Annotated in this window: 17 protein-coding genes; 4 read left to right on the top strand and 13 right to left on the bottom strand. The window is 59.5% G+C overall.

Features of this window, described 5'->3' with window-relative positions:
- Positions 1-59: 59 nt before the first annotated feature.
- From ACHZCU_RS18610 to ACHZCU_RS18600, 3 genes are read right to left on the bottom strand one after another with little or no spacing between them, the layout of a single operon-like run.
- Complete coding sequence (locus ACHZCU_RS18610; protein ID WP_319520037.1) at positions 60-1,268, bottom strand: ABC transporter permease; 1,209 nt, start codon at positions 1,266-1,268, stop codon at positions 60-62.
- Positions 1,258-1,986 carry an ABC transporter ATP-binding protein gene (locus tag ACHZCU_RS18605; RefSeq protein WP_106305335.1) on the bottom strand — a complete coding sequence of 243 codons (729 nt, stop codon included), beginning with the start codon at positions 1,984-1,986 and terminating at the stop codon, positions 1,258-1,260. Before ACHZCU_RS18605 ends, ACHZCU_RS18610 begins: the two co-directional genes overlap by 11 nt.
- A gap of 4 nt (positions 1,987-1,990) precedes the next feature.
- A complete protein-coding gene (locus ACHZCU_RS18600) occupies positions 1,991-3,256 on the bottom strand; it encodes an efflux RND transporter periplasmic adaptor subunit (RefSeq protein ID WP_319520036.1) in 1,266 nt (421 codons plus the stop codon).
- 268 nt (positions 3,257-3,524) lie between these two features.
- On the opposite strand from ACHZCU_RS18600, the gene ACHZCU_RS18595 reads away from it, so the two are divergent.
- Positions 3,525-4,049 (top strand): invasion associated locus B family protein, encoded by a 525-nt coding sequence (locus ACHZCU_RS18595; RefSeq protein WP_319520035.1) that lies wholly within the window; start codon positions 3,525-3,527, stop codon positions 4,047-4,049.
- 62 nt (positions 4,050-4,111) lie between these two features.
- The gene (locus ACHZCU_RS18590) at positions 4,112-5,047 is read left to right on the top strand and encodes an LD-carboxypeptidase (RefSeq protein WP_319520034.1); all 936 of its coding nucleotides are present in this window, start codon (positions 4,112-4,114) and stop codon (positions 5,045-5,047) included.
- Between the two features lie 223 nt (positions 5,048-5,270).
- Here ACHZCU_RS18590 and ACHZCU_RS18585 read toward each other — a convergent pair whose 3' ends face one another.
- Positions 5,271-5,885, bottom strand: coding sequence for a LysE family translocator (locus ACHZCU_RS18585; protein WP_106305324.1), 615 nt, complete (start codon positions 5,883-5,885; stop codon positions 5,271-5,273).
- A 101-nt stretch (positions 5,886-5,986) separates the two neighbouring features.
- Between ACHZCU_RS18585 and ACHZCU_RS18580 the strand changes: the two genes are divergently transcribed.
- Entirely contained in the window at positions 5,987-6,853 is an 867-nt protein-coding gene (locus ACHZCU_RS18580) for a LysR family transcriptional regulator (protein ID WP_319520033.1), read from the top strand.
- 142 nt (positions 6,854-6,995) lie between these two features.
- Here the strand turns inward: ACHZCU_RS18580 and ACHZCU_RS18575 are convergent, their stop codons facing one another.
- The 8 genes from ACHZCU_RS18575 to gyrA form a co-directional block, all read right to left on the bottom strand.
- Complete coding sequence (locus ACHZCU_RS18575) at positions 6,996-9,665, bottom strand: autotransporter domain-containing protein (protein WP_319520032.1); 2,670 nt, start codon at positions 9,663-9,665, stop codon at positions 6,996-6,998.
- Positions 9,666-10,112: 447 nt separating this feature from the next.
- Positions 10,113-11,246 (bottom strand): tRNA guanosine(34) transglycosylase Tgt, encoded by a 1,134-nt coding sequence (tgt, locus tag ACHZCU_RS18570; RefSeq protein WP_319520031.1) that lies wholly within the window; start codon positions 11,244-11,246, stop codon positions 10,113-10,115.
- Positions 11,246-12,322 (bottom strand): tRNA preQ1(34) S-adenosylmethionine ribosyltransferase-isomerase QueA, encoded by a 1,077-nt coding sequence (gene queA, locus ACHZCU_RS18565; RefSeq protein ID WP_319520030.1) that lies wholly within the window; start codon positions 12,320-12,322, stop codon positions 11,246-11,248. Before queA ends, tgt begins: the two co-directional genes overlap by 1 nt.
- A 257-nt stretch (positions 12,323-12,579) precedes the next feature.
- Positions 12,580-13,089 (bottom strand): peptidylprolyl isomerase, encoded by a 510-nt coding sequence (locus ACHZCU_RS18560; protein ID WP_106305309.1) that lies wholly within the window; start codon positions 13,087-13,089, stop codon positions 12,580-12,582.
- Positions 13,090-13,131: 42 nt separating this feature from the next.
- Positions 13,132-13,710: a peptidylprolyl isomerase gene (locus tag ACHZCU_RS18555; protein ID WP_106306037.1), complete on the bottom strand. Its 579-nt coding sequence runs from the start codon at positions 13,708-13,710 to the stop codon at positions 13,132-13,134.
- A 36-nt stretch (positions 13,711-13,746) separates the two neighbouring features.
- Positions 13,747-14,241, bottom strand: a complete 495-nt coding sequence (gene coaD, locus ACHZCU_RS18550; protein WP_106305306.1) for a pantetheine-phosphate adenylyltransferase — start codon at positions 14,239-14,241, stop codon at positions 13,747-13,749.
- A 72-nt stretch (positions 14,242-14,313) separates the two neighbouring features.
- Positions 14,314-15,042 carry a class I SAM-dependent methyltransferase gene (locus tag ACHZCU_RS18545; protein ID WP_319520029.1) on the bottom strand — a complete coding sequence of 243 codons (729 nt, stop codon included), beginning with the start codon at positions 15,040-15,042 and terminating at the stop codon, positions 14,314-14,316.
- 87 nt (positions 15,043-15,129) lie between these two features.
- Positions 15,130-17,919: a DNA gyrase subunit A gene (gene gyrA, locus ACHZCU_RS18540; protein ID WP_319520028.1), complete on the bottom strand. Its 2,790-nt coding sequence runs from the start codon at positions 17,917-17,919 to the stop codon at positions 15,130-15,132.
- A gap of 233 nt (positions 17,920-18,152) precedes the next feature.
- On the opposite strand from gyrA, the gene ACHZCU_RS18535 reads away from it, so the two are divergent.
- Positions 18,153-18,797 carry a MarC family protein gene (locus ACHZCU_RS18535; protein WP_319520027.1) on the top strand — a complete coding sequence of 215 codons (645 nt, stop codon included), beginning with the start codon at positions 18,153-18,155 and terminating at the stop codon, positions 18,795-18,797.
- Between the two features lie 116 nt (positions 18,798-18,913).
- On the opposite strand, the gene ACHZCU_RS18530 is transcribed toward ACHZCU_RS18535, so the two are convergent.
- Positions 18,914-19,426 carry a single-stranded DNA-binding protein gene (locus ACHZCU_RS18530; RefSeq protein ID WP_106305295.1) on the bottom strand — a complete coding sequence of 171 codons (513 nt, stop codon included), beginning with the start codon at positions 19,424-19,426 and terminating at the stop codon, positions 18,914-18,916.
- Between the last annotated feature and the right edge of the window lie 162 nt (positions 19,427-19,588).

Below are 19,588 nucleotides of genomic sequence, written 5' to 3'. Positions count from 1 at the left end.
CTTTTGACTTCAAGATGAGATTTGCAGCGGAAACCGGAAAACCCCGGCTTCCGCTGTTTCTATTCGTAGCGCAAAGCTTCGATCGGGTTCATCCGGGCGGCACGGCGGGCCGGGAAATAGCCAAAGATGATGCCGATCAGCGCTGAAAAGGCGAAGGCGCCCAAGATCATCGTGGGAGCGACGACGAAAGGCACCGCCAGATACTGTACGGCCGCATAGGCAACGCCGAGGCCGATGATCACACCGGCAAGGCCACCGAGCAATGACAGCACGACGGCCTCGACGATGAATTGCAGCAGCACATGCCGTTCCAGAGCGCCGACGGTGAGCCTGAGCCCGATTTCGCGGGTGCGTTCGGTGACCGACACCAGCATGATGTTCATGATGCCGATGCCACCGACAAGCAGGCTGACGGCCGCAACGGCGGCCAGCATGCCGGTCAGATGGCTTTTTGTGCCGGTGACCGCATTGGCGATTTCGGTCATGTCGTTGACCTCGAAATCGCTGGCGCGACCGGGCTGAATATTGCGGCGCTGGCGCAGCAGCGCATTGACATCGGCTTCCACCTGCCCGGTCGATACGCCGTCACGCGCGGCCAGCAGAATGCTTTCGATATAGCTGTCGCCGCCGACGCGGCGCTGAAAGGCGCTGATCGGCATCAGCACGATATCGTCCTGGTCGCGCCCCATGCTGCTTTCGCCTTTTTCCCTGAGCGTGCCAATCACCGCACAGGACACATTGCCGACGCGCACGTTTTTGCCGACCGGATCGTTTTCTCCGAAAAGCTCCTGCCGGACGGTTTCGCCGAGAATGCAGGCCGTATCGCCGCTGCCGCCGGCGGCAGCGCTTGAAAAATCACGGCCGTTGGCAATCGTCCAGTCCTGGGCCGCGAGGAAATCGTCATTCGTACCGATCACGGTGGTTCGGCGGTTTTCGCCCTCGGCAACGACGGTCACGGTCGAAACATTCTGCGGTGCCACGGCGCGAAGACCGGGAACCTGGTTGCGCAGCGCGGCGATATCGCGCTCGCTGAAGCCCTTGGCGGCTTCAGCCGGCGCGCCCGGCGCGCGCTGGCCGGGCCTGACGAACAGCACATCGGTGCCCAGACGGGCAATTTCGCTGCGGACTTGCTCGGCCGTTCCGTTGCCGATCGTGACCATGGCGATCACGGCGGAAACGCCGATGACGACACCGAGAACGGTGAGAAACGAGCGCAGCAGGTTGCGACGGACAGCGCGGAGAGCGAGCTTGAGCATCTCAAGAAACATTGCCGTTCTCCTGTCTTTCGCTGCGCCCGGGGCGGAAACCGCGTTCCAGCATGCCATCGATGAACTGCACACGGCGGCTGGCATAACGCGCCACGTTCTCCTCATGAGTGACCATGACCACGGTGATGCCGAGTTCGGTATTGAGGCCGGTGATCAGTTCCATGGTCTCGTTGCTGGTGCGGGTATCGAGGCTGCCGGTCGGTTCATCGGCAAGCAGAACGGCAGGTTCGGTGATCAGCGCGCGGGCAATCGCCACGCGTTGCTGCTGGCCGCCGGACAGTTCCTGGGTGCGCTGGTCAAGCCGGTCGGCGAGCCCGACCTGGGAGAGGGCGAGTTCCGCCCGTTCACGCCGCTCCCGCCTGCCGATGCCGCGATAGATCAGCGGCAGTTCGACATTCTCGAGCGCCGAAGACCGCGGCAGCAGGTTATAACGCTGGAAAACGAAGGCCAGCAGATGCCGGCGCAGCAGCGTCAGCTTGGCGGCCTTGAGTTCGGTTGTGTCCACCCCCTGAAAGAAGAACTGACCGCTGGTGGGCCGGTCCAGCCAGCCGAGAATATTCATGGCGGTCGATTTTCCCGACCCCGACGGCCCCATGATCGAGACGAATTCGCCCGCCTGTATGGAAAGGTCGACGCCGTTCAGCGCGACGATCTCGGCTTCGCCGGCGCCGTAGGTCTTGTAGATATTTCTGAACTCGATGAGCGGCGCAGTCGTCATTGTCCTACCTCGCCTGAATACCGGAACCGGTGATGACATTGTCGCCGGTGCGCAGATCGCCCTCCAGCACCTCCGAAAAACGACCATCGCTGGCGCCGACGGTGATCTTAACCGGCGCAGGTTCGCCATTCCTGAGCAGCCAGACGGTGCGCTGGTCGTCCTCCAGCGGCGCCACGGCCTCTCCTGCAGGTGTATAGCGCAGCGCCGCATTCGGCACCAGAATGGCGTCCTCGCTTTCATCGACAAGAATGTCGGCGGTCGCGGTCATGCCTTGGCGCAGCAGACGATCGGTATTGTCCACGACCAGAACGGCCTTGTATGTGACGACATCGCTGTTGACCTCGGAGGCATAGCGGATCGACTTGATTTCCGCGGGAAAACGTCTTCCGGGAAAGGCCTCGACCGTGAATGTCGCTTTCTGGCCCGGTTCGACCTGTCCGACATCGGCTTCGTCGATATTCACCCTGAGTTCCATCTCGGTCAGGTTACCGGCAATCACGAACAGGGTAGGGGCTTCCAGCGAGGCCGCGACCGTCTGGCCGACATCGACATTGCGGTAAAGCACGACGCCATCGATGGGAGAGCGGATCGTTGCCTTGCTGAGGCGCAGCTGGGCAAGTTCCAGCTCTGCCTGGGCAACGGCAAGCCGTGCTTCGGCGCTCTGCTCTTCGGCCTGCGCTGCGGCATGGGCGAACTCGGCGTCTTCAAGCTCCTGGCGCGGCGCCACATCACGCTCGGCCAGCGTTCTGGTGCGCTCCATCGTGGCCTTGGCCGATTCGAGATCCGACTTGGCGGCTGCAACATCGGCTTCTGCCGCGGCAAGCCGGGCCTTGGCACTCAGTATGTCGGCTTTCAGTTCGTCGGTTTCCAGCGCGAGCAGAACCTCACCGGCTTTCACCTCGGAATTGAAATCGACCAGAACGGATTTGACCGTGCCGGAAAGCTCGCTCGAAATATCAACCCGCTCGGTCGGCTCGATCGCGCCGGTCGCGGCAACCGTCACGGTCATGGGGCCACGCTTGACCTCGTCGGTGACGTAGCTCGGCTTTGCCGACACGATCTGGATATCGCCTGAGGACAGATACCGGTAACCGGTATAACCGGCGCCGGCGAGCACAATAACGGCAATCATCCAGCCCCAGGGAATACCGAACCGTCTCTTTGGCTTGTCGTCACCGAGAATTGCATGAATATCAGGGACTTGCGGGTGAGGGCGATGATCACCTCCCGCGCCGCCATGTCGGCCGGTTCTGTCCAGATCAGAGGACATTGATGGGAGCTCCTGTCTGAGGCTGCTCGTTTCGGGATTTGCCGCGACTATGGCCACGAAGCCGCGCGCATGCAAGCACGGCCCGGATGAATTTCAATTTCGCCGGGGATAAAATCAGTCGCATTTTCCCATGACAACAACCAAAGGTGGATTTCATCGAATGGCGCTGTCGGCGAATCATGCTATGCTTACACGTGAATTATTGATGTTCCGGTGCGCCCGTGAATGCCAATGCAACAATACAGCAGACATCTTTGGGAGGTTTCCAGTGAAGCATCGTCGTTTTACAGCCGTCATCGCGGCGGTCCTGTTTGGAGCCGCGCCTGTCGGTCAGACATTTGCAGCCTTGCCGGATGGCGCAAGTTCGCTGAACGAGACCTATCAGGACTGGCGCGTGACCTGTGTTTCCGACGGCACGAACGACCGCTGCGCCATGGTTCACAATCAGGTTGCCAAGGATTCCGGACAGCGGGTTCTGACGGTCGAGCTCAATGCTCCGGCTGCCGATCAGGCACAAGGCGTGCTGGTCATGCCATTCGGGCTGGCGCTGGCCGAAGGCGTCTCGCTGACGATCGATACGGACAGCGACGGGCCGACCTTCGGCTTTTCGACATGTTTACCGCAAGGCTGCCTGGTGCCGATCCAGTTTGACGCAGCCATGCTGGACCGCCTGAAAAACGGCGGTGTTCTTCATGTCAGGGCAAAGCCGGTGGACGGCAGCGATCGCGTCGACATACAGGCTTCGCTCAACGGCTTCACCGCTGCCTTCAACCGCTTGAATGCATTGCGGTAACGATCCGGGCATTTATCCAGCGGCACAAATCGTTCGACCGCTGTGCTTGAAAGAGTTTTGATGTGGACGATCTCGGGATGGTTTTTTCACGGAAGCCGAAGGTGGCAGGATTGGTTGCTGGAGACATCGTCCGTCTCGTCTCGCCAGCGAGCACCCCGAGCGAGGACGACGTCGATATCTGTGTTAAATATCTTGAACGGCTGGGTCTTAAACCTCAAGTCGGGCCTCATGCTCTTGATCGTCTAGGTTATCTCGCTGGCCGGGATGAGGACCGTCTCTCGGACCTGAATGATGCCATTCGAGACCCTTATGTCCGCGCCATCGTAGCGACCAGAGGCGGAAAGGGGGCCTACCGGATCGCGGATGGCATCGACTTCGCTGCCATGCGTGCGGACCCAAAGATTCTAATCGGTTTCAGTGAGATTACCATCCTTCACCTTTCGATCTGGCAACAATGTGCGGTGCCAGGGATACATGGTGCTGCGTGGAACCCGGTCCAATCAGGAAAGACCTCTTCCAAATCATTCGAACGGGCTATCTCGTCCATAGAAGATACCATCGTTCGTTCAGATGAAGCCGAACTCACCGCTGGGCTGACAACCTCCGGAAAGGTTAGAGGCGCACTGCTGGGTGGCAATCTGGATATGATAGCAACAGCGGCCGGTTGGGCACTTCCAAGCCTGGACGGTGCCATTTTGCTGATCGAAGATGTCGAGAAAGGCCTCGGCCATATCGACAGAACGTTGACCCGTCTTATTAAATCTGGATGTCTCGAAGGTGTTGCGGGTGTTGCTGTCGGACAGTTTTCTAAATTTGCGCCTTCCAAAGGATTGACGGTGATTGATGTGTTACGGGATCGTCTGGGCGTGCTTGGCGTTCCAATACTCGGCGGCCTGCCGTTAGGACACGGCTCTGACGCGCTGGCGATCCCGATTGGTACTGAGGCAACGTTAGACGCCGACAATAAGACGCTGACAATCACATCTGCTTTCGTCTAATCGACTACCAACTTCAGACAAGCCACGTGAACGCGGTTTCAGGCCTAAATATCCACTCAGCAAAGTGTACATAAGTTCCATAATCTACATTATGTGATTTATGTATGGCAATGGAAACGCGCTGTTCTGAGCGTTGGCAAGTCGACGGGATACTGAGATCGCTAGGTGCGCGCTTCATCCCGGATGCTAGCCAACGCACCCCCCTGAAACGGCTGGTACACAATCAACCTTTGACCGCTGTAAGCAGTCCTGCGCCCACAAGCCATCCTGCACCCACCCTATTTGCGATCCGGATATGACTGCGCCGTCCAAAATACCGGGATAATTTTGATCCAAGCAGAATCCATACTGCGTTGCTGAACAAGACGAGGCTAAGAAATGTGGCTTCGATAATGACGATCTGCGGGACAAGCGGTTGTTCCGGAGAGATGAACTGCGGTAGAAAAGCGACAAAGAAAACGATGTCCTTTGGGTTTAGTGCCGTCACCCAATAGGCGCTCCCAAATGCTTTCCATCCTTTAAGCGGAGCGCGACCAACTGCTGTCATGGGCTTCGCATCATCCCTCCAGAGCTTGATACCCAGCCACAATAAATAGACGGCACCAACCAGTTTCAGCGTCAGGAACAGGCTTGCCGAGGCAGCAAGGATTGCCCCTGCTCCAAGTAACGACAGCGACATCGCGGTGAAATCGCCCAATATGACGCCGGGCACGGCGGCCACCGCCGCCCTCGGTCCATAACCAAGCGTATAGCCCAGTAGCAACATGACTACGGGCCCAGGGATGGCCAGCAAGGCAATACTTGCGCCGGCAAAGGCGAACCAGGTCTGTATTTCCATGAAAGCTCTCCGAATTCAAACTTCGATATATCTTCAGTTTTACGTCGTTTTCTGCCAATTTCACGGCAAATATTTTTCCTCTATGAAAGGAAAACTACGATATGAATTGGGGTAAAATGCCGTCGCTTTCTGCTTTGCGCGCCTTTGATGCGGTCGCCACACATCGGAGTTTTTCGAGGGCAGCCACCGGATTGAATGTCACGGAGGCGGCCATACGGCAGCATGTGAGAGGGCTTGAAAATCGTTTGGGACTGGCTCTTGTCGAGCGGACAGGACGCGATATCAAGCTGACACCAGTCGGTCAAAAGTTGGCTGATGCGACACACGAAGGATTCGGCACGATCCACTCCGCTGTCGAATTGTTGCTTGCCGAAGAGACGATGCGCCCGCTGAGAGTCACCGTACCGCCCTCATTCGCAGAAAACTGGCTCATGCCGAGGCTTGCTGAATTCTGGTCTGATCATCCGGAGATACGGATTGAACTCGTTCCAAGCCTGAATGTGTTGGATATGAAACATGAGCGGCTGGATCTGGCAATCCGCTATGGACACGGCGATTGGGATGATTGCGAAAGTCGGTATCTCGTATCCGGCGAGTATCTTGTTGTCGCGAGGACTGACACGTTCTCAGACAAAACATGCGACGATCCTGCATCCTTGAAAGAGCAATGCTGGCTCTTCGAAACCGGACGCATGGAGCATATGCGTTGGGTGGAAAAGCATGGGATCGAGTTTAACGCCGCAACGCACCGACATTACCCAACAAATTCTTTGGTGCTTTCGGCACTCAGGGCAGGTCAAGGTATTTCCCTGCAATCAAGAGCGCTCGTTCAACGCGATATCGATAGCGGGCTCCTTTCTGTGCTCTATGCAGAACCCTCCGAAACCCTTGGATATCATGCAGTTGTTCCACCTGAGCCAAGCCCGGCCGTCAGAAAACTCCTGAAATGGTTGGAGAATACCACCTGATGAGGATTTTATGGCGGACTGCTTGAAACAGGACCGGCGGTCGCTGCAGCACCTGCCTGCAATGCCTGACATCAGAAAGAATGAGCTGCTTCCGCGTGGAACCAGCTCACTGAATCGATTTCAGGTTCGACGGCCGGGTCCGTCAGAAGCTGACATCAAGGCGTGCATTGATGCTGTTCTGCGATACGCCGTCGCCAAACTGGCCGGTGTAGCCGAAACCGAGCGTTGCCTGTTCGGAGAGGGCAAAGTCGACCCCTGCCCCGATCAGCGCTGCGTCCTGGGCAAGCGGAACACCGGAAACGGTGAATGGCGCGCTGCCGACGAAGGCCGCCGTCGATGTCGGTGTGATATCGCCGAAGGCATGGCGCCAGCCGATATCGAAATAGGCTTCGGAACCGCCCTGGCCCATCATTTCGAATGCGGCCGCGGCGCGCAGACCAAGCGTGGTGAAATAGCTGTTCGTTGATTGCGAGGCGACGCCGAGAGCCGCTGCCGTTGCCCCGGTTTCGGAGAAGCTGTCCGCATTCAAGCCGACATAGGCGATATTGGCGTAAGGCTCGACTTCGGTATTTTCAGCCGTTTCGGTGCGATAGGCGAGTTCGCCGAAGATCTGGAATGCGCCGGCATCGTAATCGCTCGACATCGTATCGTAGAAGCCCGGGAAACTGACGATGCGGTCGGCCGATACCGAATTCCACGTATAGGACAGGCCCGAGCGGAGAGCGAAGGCGCTCGCTTCGCCCGTCGGCCATTCACCGCCGCTGTAAGCGCCGATGGTGTAGGCGTCGGTATCGCCGGAGGCCGGCCCCTTGTTGTCGAAGGATGTGTAGCCGTAGCCGGCCAGAACACCAACCTTCCAGCTGTCGCCGATGGCACCGTCGATACCAGCCAGAAATCCGCCCGTCGAAGATTTCAGCGGGCCGGTATTGCTGTCACCGTCGTAATCGCTCCAGCCGCCATAGGCATAGCCCCAGGCGCCGAAGACATCGTCAGGCGCCATGCTGGTGTCGTCGGTGATGTCGGCATCGTTCGGTCCATAGGCCATGACCTCGACCGAAGAGGCGGACAGGCCGCCGAAGGCCTGATGCAGACGTCCGTAAACCGCATCCCGAATATAGCGGGTCTGGTCGATCATCACCGTCTGGTTCGAGGCGTAGATTTCACCCGACAGGCTGTTATAGGCCGTCGGCGCATCATCGACGGTCATCTTCAGCATGATGTCGCTGTAAAGCGCCGGCGGCGTTGCCAGACTGCCGAGCGTTTCCAGCGCATTGGCCACGGCAATCTGGTTCGGCGTTTCGGCAACGTTGGCGAATGAATGGCCATTGCGCTCGATCGTCAGGAACACCGTGTTGGGACCGTAGCTTAAAACAGGAGAAACAAAGGCATAATTGTCGATATTGTTCCACAATGAGTCTGATGACGAGAACGTGCCGTTCAGCCCACCGGTTGCGGTGAGAATGACATAGTCATGGTTCAGAATGTAACCGTCGATCGTGTCGACCACGACTGCGCCGGCCAGATTGGCAACGCCGCCGACCGCGATCAGGTCAGCATTGCCGCTGAGATCAACCTCCGCCTCAACAAAGGAGCTTGAGGCCAGGTTGAGATCGCCGCCAACGGTGATCGTGCCGATCGAGTTTCCGGCGCCAATCGTGCCCGCGATGTTCGCATTGCCTGAAACAGCAAGGTTGCCGCCGGCCCTGGAGGTTCCATCGACATTCAGATTGCCGCCGATACGGATCTGGTTCTCAAGGCTGCCGCCGCTTGTCGCAGAGAAGTTTTCGAGGTTCAGGTCGCTGTTGAATGTGGTGCTGGGCAGGCCGGATCCGGATTCGAAATTCAACTGGCTGTTCTGTGCGTAGAAATGCCCTTCAACGGTTGTCTGCGGTTCGAAGTTCAGCACCTGGCGCGTCTGCGCATTTCCCCTGCTCGTTACGGAACCGCTCAGCACCGCCCCCTGGGTAATGGTGACGGGACCGTTATTATTGATGATTGCCAGATCGTAAGGCGTATTGCCGATCTCGTTGATATCTTCGGGCAGAAACACGCCGGTCAGCAACCGTGACCAGTAAGACGTGAAATCCGTTTGACCGTGATTGCGGTTCTTCAGATACATGGCGAAGAACTGTTCGGGGCTTGTACTGTCTGCCGAAAGGGCCGGTTCCCACGTATAGATCAGTTCGCCGTTGAAAAAATACTGAACGGCGCTGCCGCCCTGCCCGTCGACATTAGTCATGACCCGCATATCAAGCGTGTTCCAGCCGGCATAATTGATCAGACCGGCCGTTTCGGGAAGGTCGACCCAGCCATTGCTGGTGTTCGTATCCCAGACTTCAAGCCGCCCCTGCCCGTCACGGTTGGTAAACTGGATGATCGGAAAAACCGCATCATTGTCATTATAGTTTCCGGTCGCGACCTCTTCGTCGGTCATGGCCGAGCCCCACATGCTCGTGCGGATATAGTCGGTGTCGCTGCCGTTCTGCCAGCCATCTGCCACATAGAGATCGCCACCGATGAATGAATCGCCCGGTGGAACAATCGTGGTCTGCGAATATCCCTCCCACTGATGGTAGCTTGTGCCGCCGGCATCGGCGCCGACCGTTTCCAGCGCAAGAACATTCGTCCGGCCCATATAGTCGCCCAGCAGTGTGAAGGACGTGGTCGGATGACGGTCCACGTCCCAGTCATTCGGGTCCGTGCTGATCGGATAATATTCGATCTTGTCGGCGAGCGCCGCATTCCCCAGCCCGCACAACAGGACCCCCGCATAGGCGGAGGATTGCAGAAATCTCGATTTCACAGTGGTCATTGCTGTCTCCCAGAAACGGCCGACGACACAGCGCGCCGACGGTAACCCGCCCTGCGCCCCTGCAGCGGGTGTTGCCCTGCCGCATGCAGTCCCCATCGGGGCAAACCAGTCGGGTCATAAATTACGCGCAAGCAAGCGCATACTGATCGTGTTGTATTATCGTTTCGGGAGGAAGTTTTATTTGATAAAATTTCTACTTAAAAGGATTTATAGTTATTATTGTTGCAATAATAACACTTATATTTTGTTTTATTAAAGTAATATATTTTAATATATCATGTATAAATCATTTTATACATGTATCTCTAATTTCGGATTATCTCATAGACATAGACCGCCCGGATGTTTCCGGGCAGCCGCAGAAAGGCTGAAGAACGCAGTCCGTTCCAACCAGAAGAATTCAATAATGCCTGGTTTGGCCTCAACTCAGCTGCCGAGGCTTCGAGATTAAAGCGCCGGGATATCGCCTCTTGCCCAGTCGTTCTGGGTTTCCGCCATGAACGTCGCATATCGCCCCTCTGCAATCGCGGCGCGGATGCCCTGCATCAGATACTGGTAATAATGCAGGTTGTTCCAGGTCAGCAGCATGCCGCCAAGCGATTCATTGGAGCGCACAAGGTGGTGCAGATAGGCGCGGGAATAGTCGCGGGTGGCCGGGCAGTCGCTTTCCTCATCGAGGGGGCGCAGATCCTCGGCGTGTCGGGCATTGCGGAGGTTCACCTTGCCGCGACGGGTGAAGGCAAGACCGTGGCGCCCTGCCCTTGTGGGCATCACGCAGTCGAACATGTCGATACCGCGCGCGACTGATTTCAGGATATCGTCCGGCGTTCCCACACCCATGAGATAGCGCGGCTTTTGCGCCGGCAGTTCGGGCAGCGTGGTCTCCAGCATATCCAGCATGACATCCTGCGGTTCTCCCACCGCAAGGCCGCCGACGGCGTAACCCTTGAGGTCGAGCCCGGCCAGTCCGCGTGCCGAACGGATGCGCAGGTCGGGAATATCGCCGCCCTGAACAATGCCGAACATGGCCTTGCCGGGTTGATCGCCGAAGGCCTCGCGGCAGCGCTCGGCCCAGCGCAGCGACATTTCCGTCGATTTTTCGATTTCCGGCCGTTCCGCCGGCAGGCGCACGCATTCATCCAGCTGCATCTGGATGTCGGAGCCCAACAGCCCCTGGATCTCGATCGACCGCTCCGGGCTCATATGATGAACACTGCCATCGATATGCGATTTGAAGGTCACGCCCTTCTTCTCGTCGATTTCCCGGAGCGCTGCCAGCGACATCACCTGAAACCCGCCGGAATCTGTCAGGATCGGATGCGGCCAGCGGATCAGCGAATGCAGGCCGCCAAGCCGCGCCACCCGCTCCGCACCGGGCCGCAACATCAGATGATAGGTATTGCCGAGAATGATGTCCGCGCCGAGATCGCGCACCTGATCGAGATACATCGCCTTCACCGTGCCGGCGGTGCCAACGGGCATGAAGGCCGGCGTGCGGATTTGTCCGCGCGGCATCGTGATTTCACCGAGACGGGCATCGCCGTCGGTGTTCTTCAGCGTGAAACGGAAGTCTTCGCTCATCAGTCTTTCCTGAACAGCAGGCTGGAATCGCCGTAGGAATAAAAACGATAGCCGGTTTCGATGGCATGGGCATAGGCCGCGCGCATCGTCTCCAGCCCGCAAAAAGCCGAAACCAGCATGAACAGCGTCGATTTCGGCAGGTGGAAATTGGTCATCAGCATGTCGACGGCGCGGAAGCTATAGCCCGGCGTGATGAAAATGCCGGTTTCGCCCTCCCACGCGCCGATTTCGCCATCGTCTGTCACGGCACTTTCCAGGAGCCGCAACGACGTCGTGCCGACCGAGACGATGCGCCCGCCCCGCGCCTTCACGGCATTCAGCGCTTCGGCCGTCTCCGGCGTCACGATGCCGCGTTCGAAATGCATCGTATGGTCGTCGGTATCATCGGCCTTGACCGGCAGGAACGTGCCCGCCCCGACATGAAGCGTGACGAAATGCTGCTCGACCCCGGCTTCCTTCAGCGCCTGCAGAAGCCGTGGGGTGAAATGCAGCCCGGCCGTCGGTGCGGCAACAGCGCCGTTCTCGCGGGCATAGACGGTCTGGTAATCGTCCCGGTCCTTGCCGTCTTCGGCGCGTTTGGACGCAATATAGGGCGGCAGCGGCACATGGCCGACGCGCATCAGCGCTTCGTCGAGGGCGGCTCCGCGGGCGTTGAAGGATAGCACGACCTCGCCCCCTTCCCGCTTTTCCGCAACGTCGGCCTCAAGGACAGCCGAGCCGTCGGGGGCCGTAAAACGCAGCCGGTCCCCCGGCTTGATCCGTTTTCCGGGCCGCGCGAAAGCATGCCAGATATTGTCCGCCTTGCGCAGATGCAGCGTCGCGGAGACCGCAACCGCCTCGCCGCCGGCACGGTGGCGAAACCCCTCAAGCTGCGCCGGGATCACCCTGGTATCGTTGAACACCAGTGCATCGCCCGGCCGCAGGAAGGACGGCAGATCGGAAACGACATGATCTTCGAGCACGCCCTCGTCCCGATCGGGTCGCACCAGCAGCAAGCGCGCACTGTCGCGCGGGTTTGCGGGGCGAAGCGCAATGTTTTCATCCGGAAGATCAAAATCGAAGAGGTCTACGCGCATTGTATCAAGACAACTCCAGAAAATCTGAAAACCCGCCGGCCTGTGCCGCGCGGGTTTATGGCGTTTTCACTTGCACGGTGTCATGCTCGGGCTTGACCCGAGCATCCAATCACAGAGGACATGAGCGAGGTTAATGCGCCCAAAAGCCTGCGCCATCGGGGCCGTCCAACACCGTCTCTCGTCGTGACGAACCGTGCATGGATCCTCGGGGCAAGCCCGAGGATGACGCAGCAGCGGTAGGTGAGGCCCCTTAAGGCTCAGGCGTCCGCGGCAACCTTCATCGTGATGATGTGGTCGGGCTCGCGCACGGGCTCGCCGCGTTCGAAGGCGTCGACGGCGTCCATGCCTTCGATGACCTGACCCCAGACGGTGTACTGCTTGTCCAGCCAGGGGGCATCGGTGAAGCAGATGAAGAACTGGGAGTTGGCCGAGTTCGGGTTCTGCGAACGCGCCATAGAGCAGGTGCCGCGAATGTGGCGCACCGACGAAAACTCGGCCGGAAGGTCGGGCTTGTCCGAGGCGCCGGTTCCCGCGCGACCGGGATTGAAGCTGTCGGAGCCCTTCTTGCCATGCTTCACGTCGCCGCCCTGGGCCATGAAGTCGGAAATGACGCGGTGGAAGACGACGCCGTCATAGGCGCCCTCGCGGGTCAGTTCGCGAATGCGATCAACATGTTTGGGGGCAACATTCGGAAACGCTTCGATAACGACCTTTCCCTTGGTCGTCTCCATGATGAAGGTGTTTTCCGGATCTTTGATTTCGGCCATCTGGTTCTCCTGTGGCTGAGCTTGGTCGAAATGGGAGGAGGGTTACTGGCTGACAGTGGCGCTCAGGATCCGGTCGGGATCGCTGACCTTGCCGTTCTGCGCCGGATCGCCCTTCTTGATCTTGTCGACATTGTCCATACCCTCAACGACTTCGCCGATAACGGTGTACTGGCCGTTGAGATGCGGAGCATCGTCGAACATGATGAAGAACTGCGAATTTGCGGAATCGGGGTTCTGCGAGCGGGCCATGCCGACCACGCCGCGCTTGAACGGAATTTCGGAGAATTCTGCCGGCAGATCGGGCATATCCGAACCGCCCATGCCGGTGCGGCTGGCGTTATAGCCGTTTTCGGTATCGCCGAACTGGACATCGCCGGTCTGGGCCATGAAGCCGTCGATCACACGGTGAAACACCACATTGTCATAGGCGCCGTCTGCGGCAAGCGCCTTGACGCGGGCGACATTCTGCGGCGCGTCCTCGTCGAAAAGCTCGATGACGACCGGGCCTTCCGTGGTGTTGAGCGTCAGAAGGTCTTCACCGTCCTGGGCCTGGGCCATGCCGGCAATCGACGCCGTCATCATCATCGTGGCGGCAGCCAGTCCTGCTATGGTCTTCCTCATGATGTTCTCCTTGAAAATCATTTTCTCACCCGGGCTCTAGCGCGGGAATTTTGCCTTCAGCGCGGTTGCCACATAATCCGGCACAAAGCGTTCCACGTCGCCGCCCATGGCAGCGACCTGCCGCACCAATGTGGCCGATATCGGACGGGAAAGTGCCATTGCCGGCAAAAATACGGTCTGCACGTCCGGCGCCATGGTCTGGTTCATCCCGGCCATCTGCATCTCATAGGCAAAATCCGTGGAATCGCGCAGTCCGCGAATGATCATGCCTGCGCCGTTTTCCCGTGCAGCATCGATGGCAAGCCCGGTAAAGGCCACCACGGAAACATCGCCGCTGCGGTGCGGAAGGTGCTCGGCCACGGCGCGCTGCAGAAATGCCGCGCGCTCCTCGAATTCAAACAGCGGCTTCTTTCCGGCATTGATGCCGATTGCCAGCACAAGCCTGTCGGCAATGTTGAGCGCCTGCAGCACCACATCAAGGTGGCCATTGGTCATCGGGTCGAAAGAGCCGGGGTAAAATGCCGTTGCCATTCGTCGCGCCTCGGTTTCGGTCCCGGCCTTTTGTCATGGAATGTGGCAGGCCGCAAGCCGCTTAAAAACGGTTCAGCCGCGATCCCGACCGTCGATATCATTGCGGCGCGCCAGCCAGGCGCCCCAGAAGAGGCTGGCAAAGAAGCGGACAGGACTGACGAACCCCGCATCTGCCAGCAGCGAAAACACCGCGTCCTCCGACGGCGGCGGTTCGGCGCCCTGCATCAGCCTGCCCATCTTGGCCTGCACTTCGTCATCGGCAGCACCATGCATGCGCCAGCGGTTCGCCCATGCCGCCATCAGCAGGGGTTCGGAAGCGTAAGTGCGGTAATTGCCGGCAACGACCAGTGGCGCGCCGGGTTTCAGACGCGTGGAAATTTGCGCCAGGATATCCTTTTTGGCGGTATCGCCCGGCAAATGATGCAGAACGCCGATCATGATCGCCGCATCAAACGGCGTATCCGGATCAATGTCAGAAACCGCTCCGAGAACGGTCTCGACCCGTACCGACAGGCCGGCGTCTTTGATATGCGTGCGCGCAAGGTCGAGCATGGGCTCCGACGGATCGATGGCCACAAAATGCCATTGCGGCTCAAGATTTGCCGCGGCGATGATCTCGCCAGCCGTTCCGCCTGCGCCAACCACGAGCACCCTGGCCGCGTGCCCCGCGCCTATTGCCGCCGACAGCATGCAGGCGGAGAGTTCATGGCAGGCGTCATAACCGGCCAGCCCGATACGGCTCTGGCGGGCATATTCGCCGGCGCGCGATTGATCGAACTTGGCCGCCGATTCCTGTGTCATGCTGGTGTCCTTCTCCAAAGTGCTCCGCTCACGCAGAAGCCGGGCACAACGGCCCGGCTTCCTTTATTGTATGTATGAGACTGATGATCAGACCTCGCCGTCGCCCTCGCCAGCCTCTGCGGCAGGTGCGTCGGTGGCGACCTCTTCACCGTCTTCAACGGGTTCAGCCTCCTCCGGTTCGCTGATGACCTCGACGGACACCACCTTTTCGTCGGCGCCGGTCTTGAAGACGGTGACACCCTTGGTGGCGCGGCTGGCGATACGGATATCGTCCACCGGCACGCGGATCAGCTGTCCGGCATTGGTCACCAGCATGAGCTGATCACGGTCGAGAACCGGGAAGGCTGCGACCAACCGGCCGATTTCATCGGTCTTCGACGTGTCGGTAGCGCGGATGCCCTTGCCGCCACGGCCGGAAATCCGGAAATCATAGGACGACGAGCGCTTGCCGAAGCCCTTTTCCGTGACCGTCAGAATGAACTGCTCGTGGAATTTCAGTTCCTCGAACCGTTCATCGCCCAGCGTGCCCTCTTCCGAGACCTCCTCGCCGACAAGGGCGATATCCTCGCCCTCCCCGGTTTCCGAGCGGCGCTCGAGCGCGGCGCGCTTGAGATAGGCGGCACGTTCCCACGGTTCGGCATCGACATGGCTGACGATGGTCATCGAGATCACCTCGTCGCCTTCCGCAAGGCCGATGCCGCGCACGCCGATCGAATTGCGGCCGGCAAAGACGCGGATGGTGGGAACAGGGAAGCGGATCGCCTGGCCCATCGCCGTCGTCAGCAGCACGTCGTCATCCGGCGTACAGGTCCAGACCGACAGGATGCGATCATTCTCGTCGTCGAGCTTCATCGCGATCTTGCCGTTGCGGTTCACCTGCACGAAATCCGACAGCTTGTTGCGGCGCACGGTTCCGCGCGTGGTGGCGAACATCACGTCGAGTTCGGACCAGCTGTCCTCATCCTCCGGCAGCGCCAGAATGGAGGTGATCGCCTCGCCCTGCTGCAACGGCAGCATGTTGATCAGTGCCTTGCCGCGCGATTGCGGCGTGCCGATCGGCAGACGCCAGACCTTTTCCTTGTAGACAATGCCGCGCGAGGAGAAGAACAGCACCGGCGTGTGGGTGTTGGCCACGAACACGCGGGTCACGAAATCCTCGTCGCGCATTGCCATGCCGGCGCGCCCCTTACCGCCACGCCGCTGGGCGCGGTAGGTATTGAGCGGCACACGCTTGATGTAGCCGTTGCGCGAAACGGTGACGACCATATCCTCGCGGGCGATGAGGTCCTCATCGTCCATATCGGGGCCGCCCTCGAGGATTTCGGTGCGGCGCGGCGTGCCGAATTCATCGCGCACGGCGACCATTTCTTCCTTGATGATTTCCTGGATCCGCACACGCGAAGACAGGATTTCAAGATAGGACTTGATCTCGTCGCCGATCTTGTTGAGTTCGTCGCCGATTTCGTCACGGCCAAGGGCCGTCAGGCGCGACAGGCGCAGTTCCAGAATGGCCCGGGCCTGTTCTTCGGACAGCTGATAGGTGCCGTCTTCGCCGATCTTGTGACGCGGGTCGTCGATCAGCAGGATCAGCGCCTCGACATCCTGTGCCGGCCAGTGGCGCTCCATCAGCTGCTCTCGGGCCGTCTGCGGATCGGGCGCGCGACGGATCAGGCTGATGATCTCGTCGATATTGGCAACCGCGATCGCAAGACCGACCAGCACATGAGCGCGTTCACGCGCCTTGCGCAGCAGATATTTGGTGCGGCGGCTGACGACATTCTCGCGGAAGGCGACAAAGGCCTTCAGAATGTCGAGCAGGTTCATCTGTTCCGGCTTGCCGCCGTTCAGCGCCACCATGTTGCAGCCGAACGAGGTCTGCAGCGGGGTATAGCGATAAAGCTGGTTGAGGATGACATCGGCATTGGCGTCGCGCTTCAGCTCGACAACGACGCGGTAGCCTTCGCGGTCGGACTCGTCACGCAGGTCGGAGATGCCCTCGATGCGCTTTTCACGCACCAGATCGGCCATTTTCTCGATCATCGTCGCCTTGTTCACCTGATAGGGAATTTCGGTGATGATGATCTGCTCGCGGTCGCCGCGCATCGGCTCGATGGTGGCCCGCCCGCGCATGATGACCGAACCGCGCCCGGTCTCGTAAGCCGACTTGATTCCGGCGCGACCGAGGATCTGCGCCCCGGTTGGGAAGTCGGGCCCCGGAATGATCTGCATCAGTTCCGGCAGTTCGATCGCCGGGTTTTCCATGACCGCAATCGCGCCGTCGATAACCTCGCCGAGATTATGGGTCGGGATATTGGTCGCCATGCCGACGGCGATGCCGCCTGCGCCATTGACCAGCAGGTTCGGGAACTTCGCCGGCAGCACGACCGGCTCCGACAGCGTGCCGTCATAGTTCTCGCGGAAGTCGACGGTCTCCTTGTCGAGATCGTCGAGCATGGTATGCGCGACTTTCTGCAGCCGGCACTCGGTATAGCGTTCGGCCGCCGGCGGGTCGCCGTCGACAGAGCCGAAATTGCCCTGCCCGTCGATCAGCGGCAGGCGCAGCGACCAGTCCTGCGCCATACGCGCCAGCGCGTCGTAGATCGCGGCATTGCCGTGCGGGTGAAACTTACCCATGACGTCGCCGGTGATACGGGCGCACTTCATGTACTTCTTGTTCCAGTCAACGCCGAGCTCGGACATGCCGTAGAGAATGCGCCGATGAACCGGTTTCAGCCCGTCACGCACATCCGGCAACGCACGGCTGACGATCACGCTCATGGCGTAATCGAGATAGGAACGCTGCATTTCTTCCACGATGGAAATGGGCTCGATGCCCGGCGGGAGGCTCCCGCCCGATGGTGTCGTTTGATCAGTCAAAATGAATCACGATCTCAAGCTAGAATCATATCGCGTGTTTATAGCCGAATCCGGTCCCGAACGCCAATTTTGCAGGCCGTCTGGCGGCGGGAGACAGGGCTTTAAACAAAATTAATTCGTATTTGACGGCATAGTTGTGGCAGGGTGGCAAAACAGAAGGCGCAACGCCCCGGATTTTAAATGAATATTGGCGTTCCCGATGTTTTTGAAACCAGCAGAACCGGGAAAAATCGATGAATGAAGTGGGAACACTTCTGAGCGGCTTCACCACCTTGATGGTGACGATGGACCCGCCCGGCATGGTGCCGATCTTCCTGGCGCTGACGGTGGGCATGACCCGCGGCCAGCGCCGCCGGGTTGCCGTGCGCGGCGCGCTGATTTCGTTCTGCCTGCTCGTTGCCTTCGCGCTCATCGGCGACCGTATTCTTGGCGCGCTCGGCATTTCGATGAGCGCCTTCAGGATTGCCGGCGGCATCCTGCTGTTCTGGATCGGCTGCGAGATGATTTTCGAGAAGCGTCAGGAGCGCAAGGAAAAGACCACCGAAACCGCGATCACCAAGGACAATATCGCCCATCTTGCCGCCTTTCCGCTGGCCATGCCGCTGATTGCCGGTCCCGGCGCAATCTCGGCCACCATCCTGCTGGGCTCGAAAATGGAAACGGTGCTGGACAAGCTGGCGCTGGTGTTCGTGATCCTCGTCGCCTCGCTGGTGGTGCTGGGCGCCATGCTGACGGCCGGCCTGATCGACCGGTTTCTGGGCGAAACCGGCCGCAATATCCTGACCCGCATTCTGGGGATGATGCTAACGGCGCTGGCCGTGCAATTCGTCATCGACGGCATGCAGACCGCCTTCAACCTGACAGCGGCTGCGACATGAAAATAAAGCGGCGCGGCCCGATCAGGGGACGCGCCGGTTCAAGGCACCGAACGTGCGGCAATCGGGAAACAGACCTCTTCCGCCCTATGCGTTGAGGCCCTTCCACCACCCCGAGATCAAAACGGAATGTCGTCGTCCAGATCCTGCGAGAAACCGCCGCCGCCACCGCCGCTGCGGCTACCGCCACCACCGGACGCCGGCTGGGAGCCATAGTCGTCATAGCCGCCGCCCTGACCACCGCCGAAGTTGCCGCCGCCACCCTGGCCGCCGCCTTCGCCGCGCCCGTCGAGCATGGTCAGCGTGGAATTGAAGCCCTGCAGAACGATCTCGGTCGAATACCGGTCCTGGCCGCTCTGGTCGGTCCATTTACGGGTCTGCAGCTGGCCCTCGATATACACCTTGGACCCCTTGCGCAAAAACTGCTCGGCGACCTTGCACAGGCCTTCGCTGAAGATCACGACCCGATGCCACTCCGTGCGCTCCTTGCGCTCGCCGGAATTGCGGTCGCGCCAGCTTTCCGATGTCGCCACCCGCAGATTGGCAATCGGCCTGCCGTCCTGGGTCCGCCGGATTTCCGGGTCAGCACCGAGATTGCCGACGAGGATGACCTTGTTTACACTACCTGCCATGAAACCACCTGCTTTGGCCGCGAAAGCGGCTCTTGTAAGAATTTCGGGCCAGCATAGACGATCCGCCGCGTGACGACCAATCGCGGGCATGAAATCCACAATTAAAATGTTCTTTATTTGTTCTATATCGCTGCTATGATCCCGTCAACCGATTCATTTCCG

This window comes from uncultured Martelella sp., assembly GCF_963677965.2.
GTDB lineage: Bacteria > Pseudomonadota > Alphaproteobacteria > Rhizobiales > Rhizobiaceae > Martelella > Martelella mangrovi.
The sequence above is the reverse complement of the archived record's forward strand: the minus strand, read 5'-3'. Positions and strand labels throughout refer to the sequence as shown.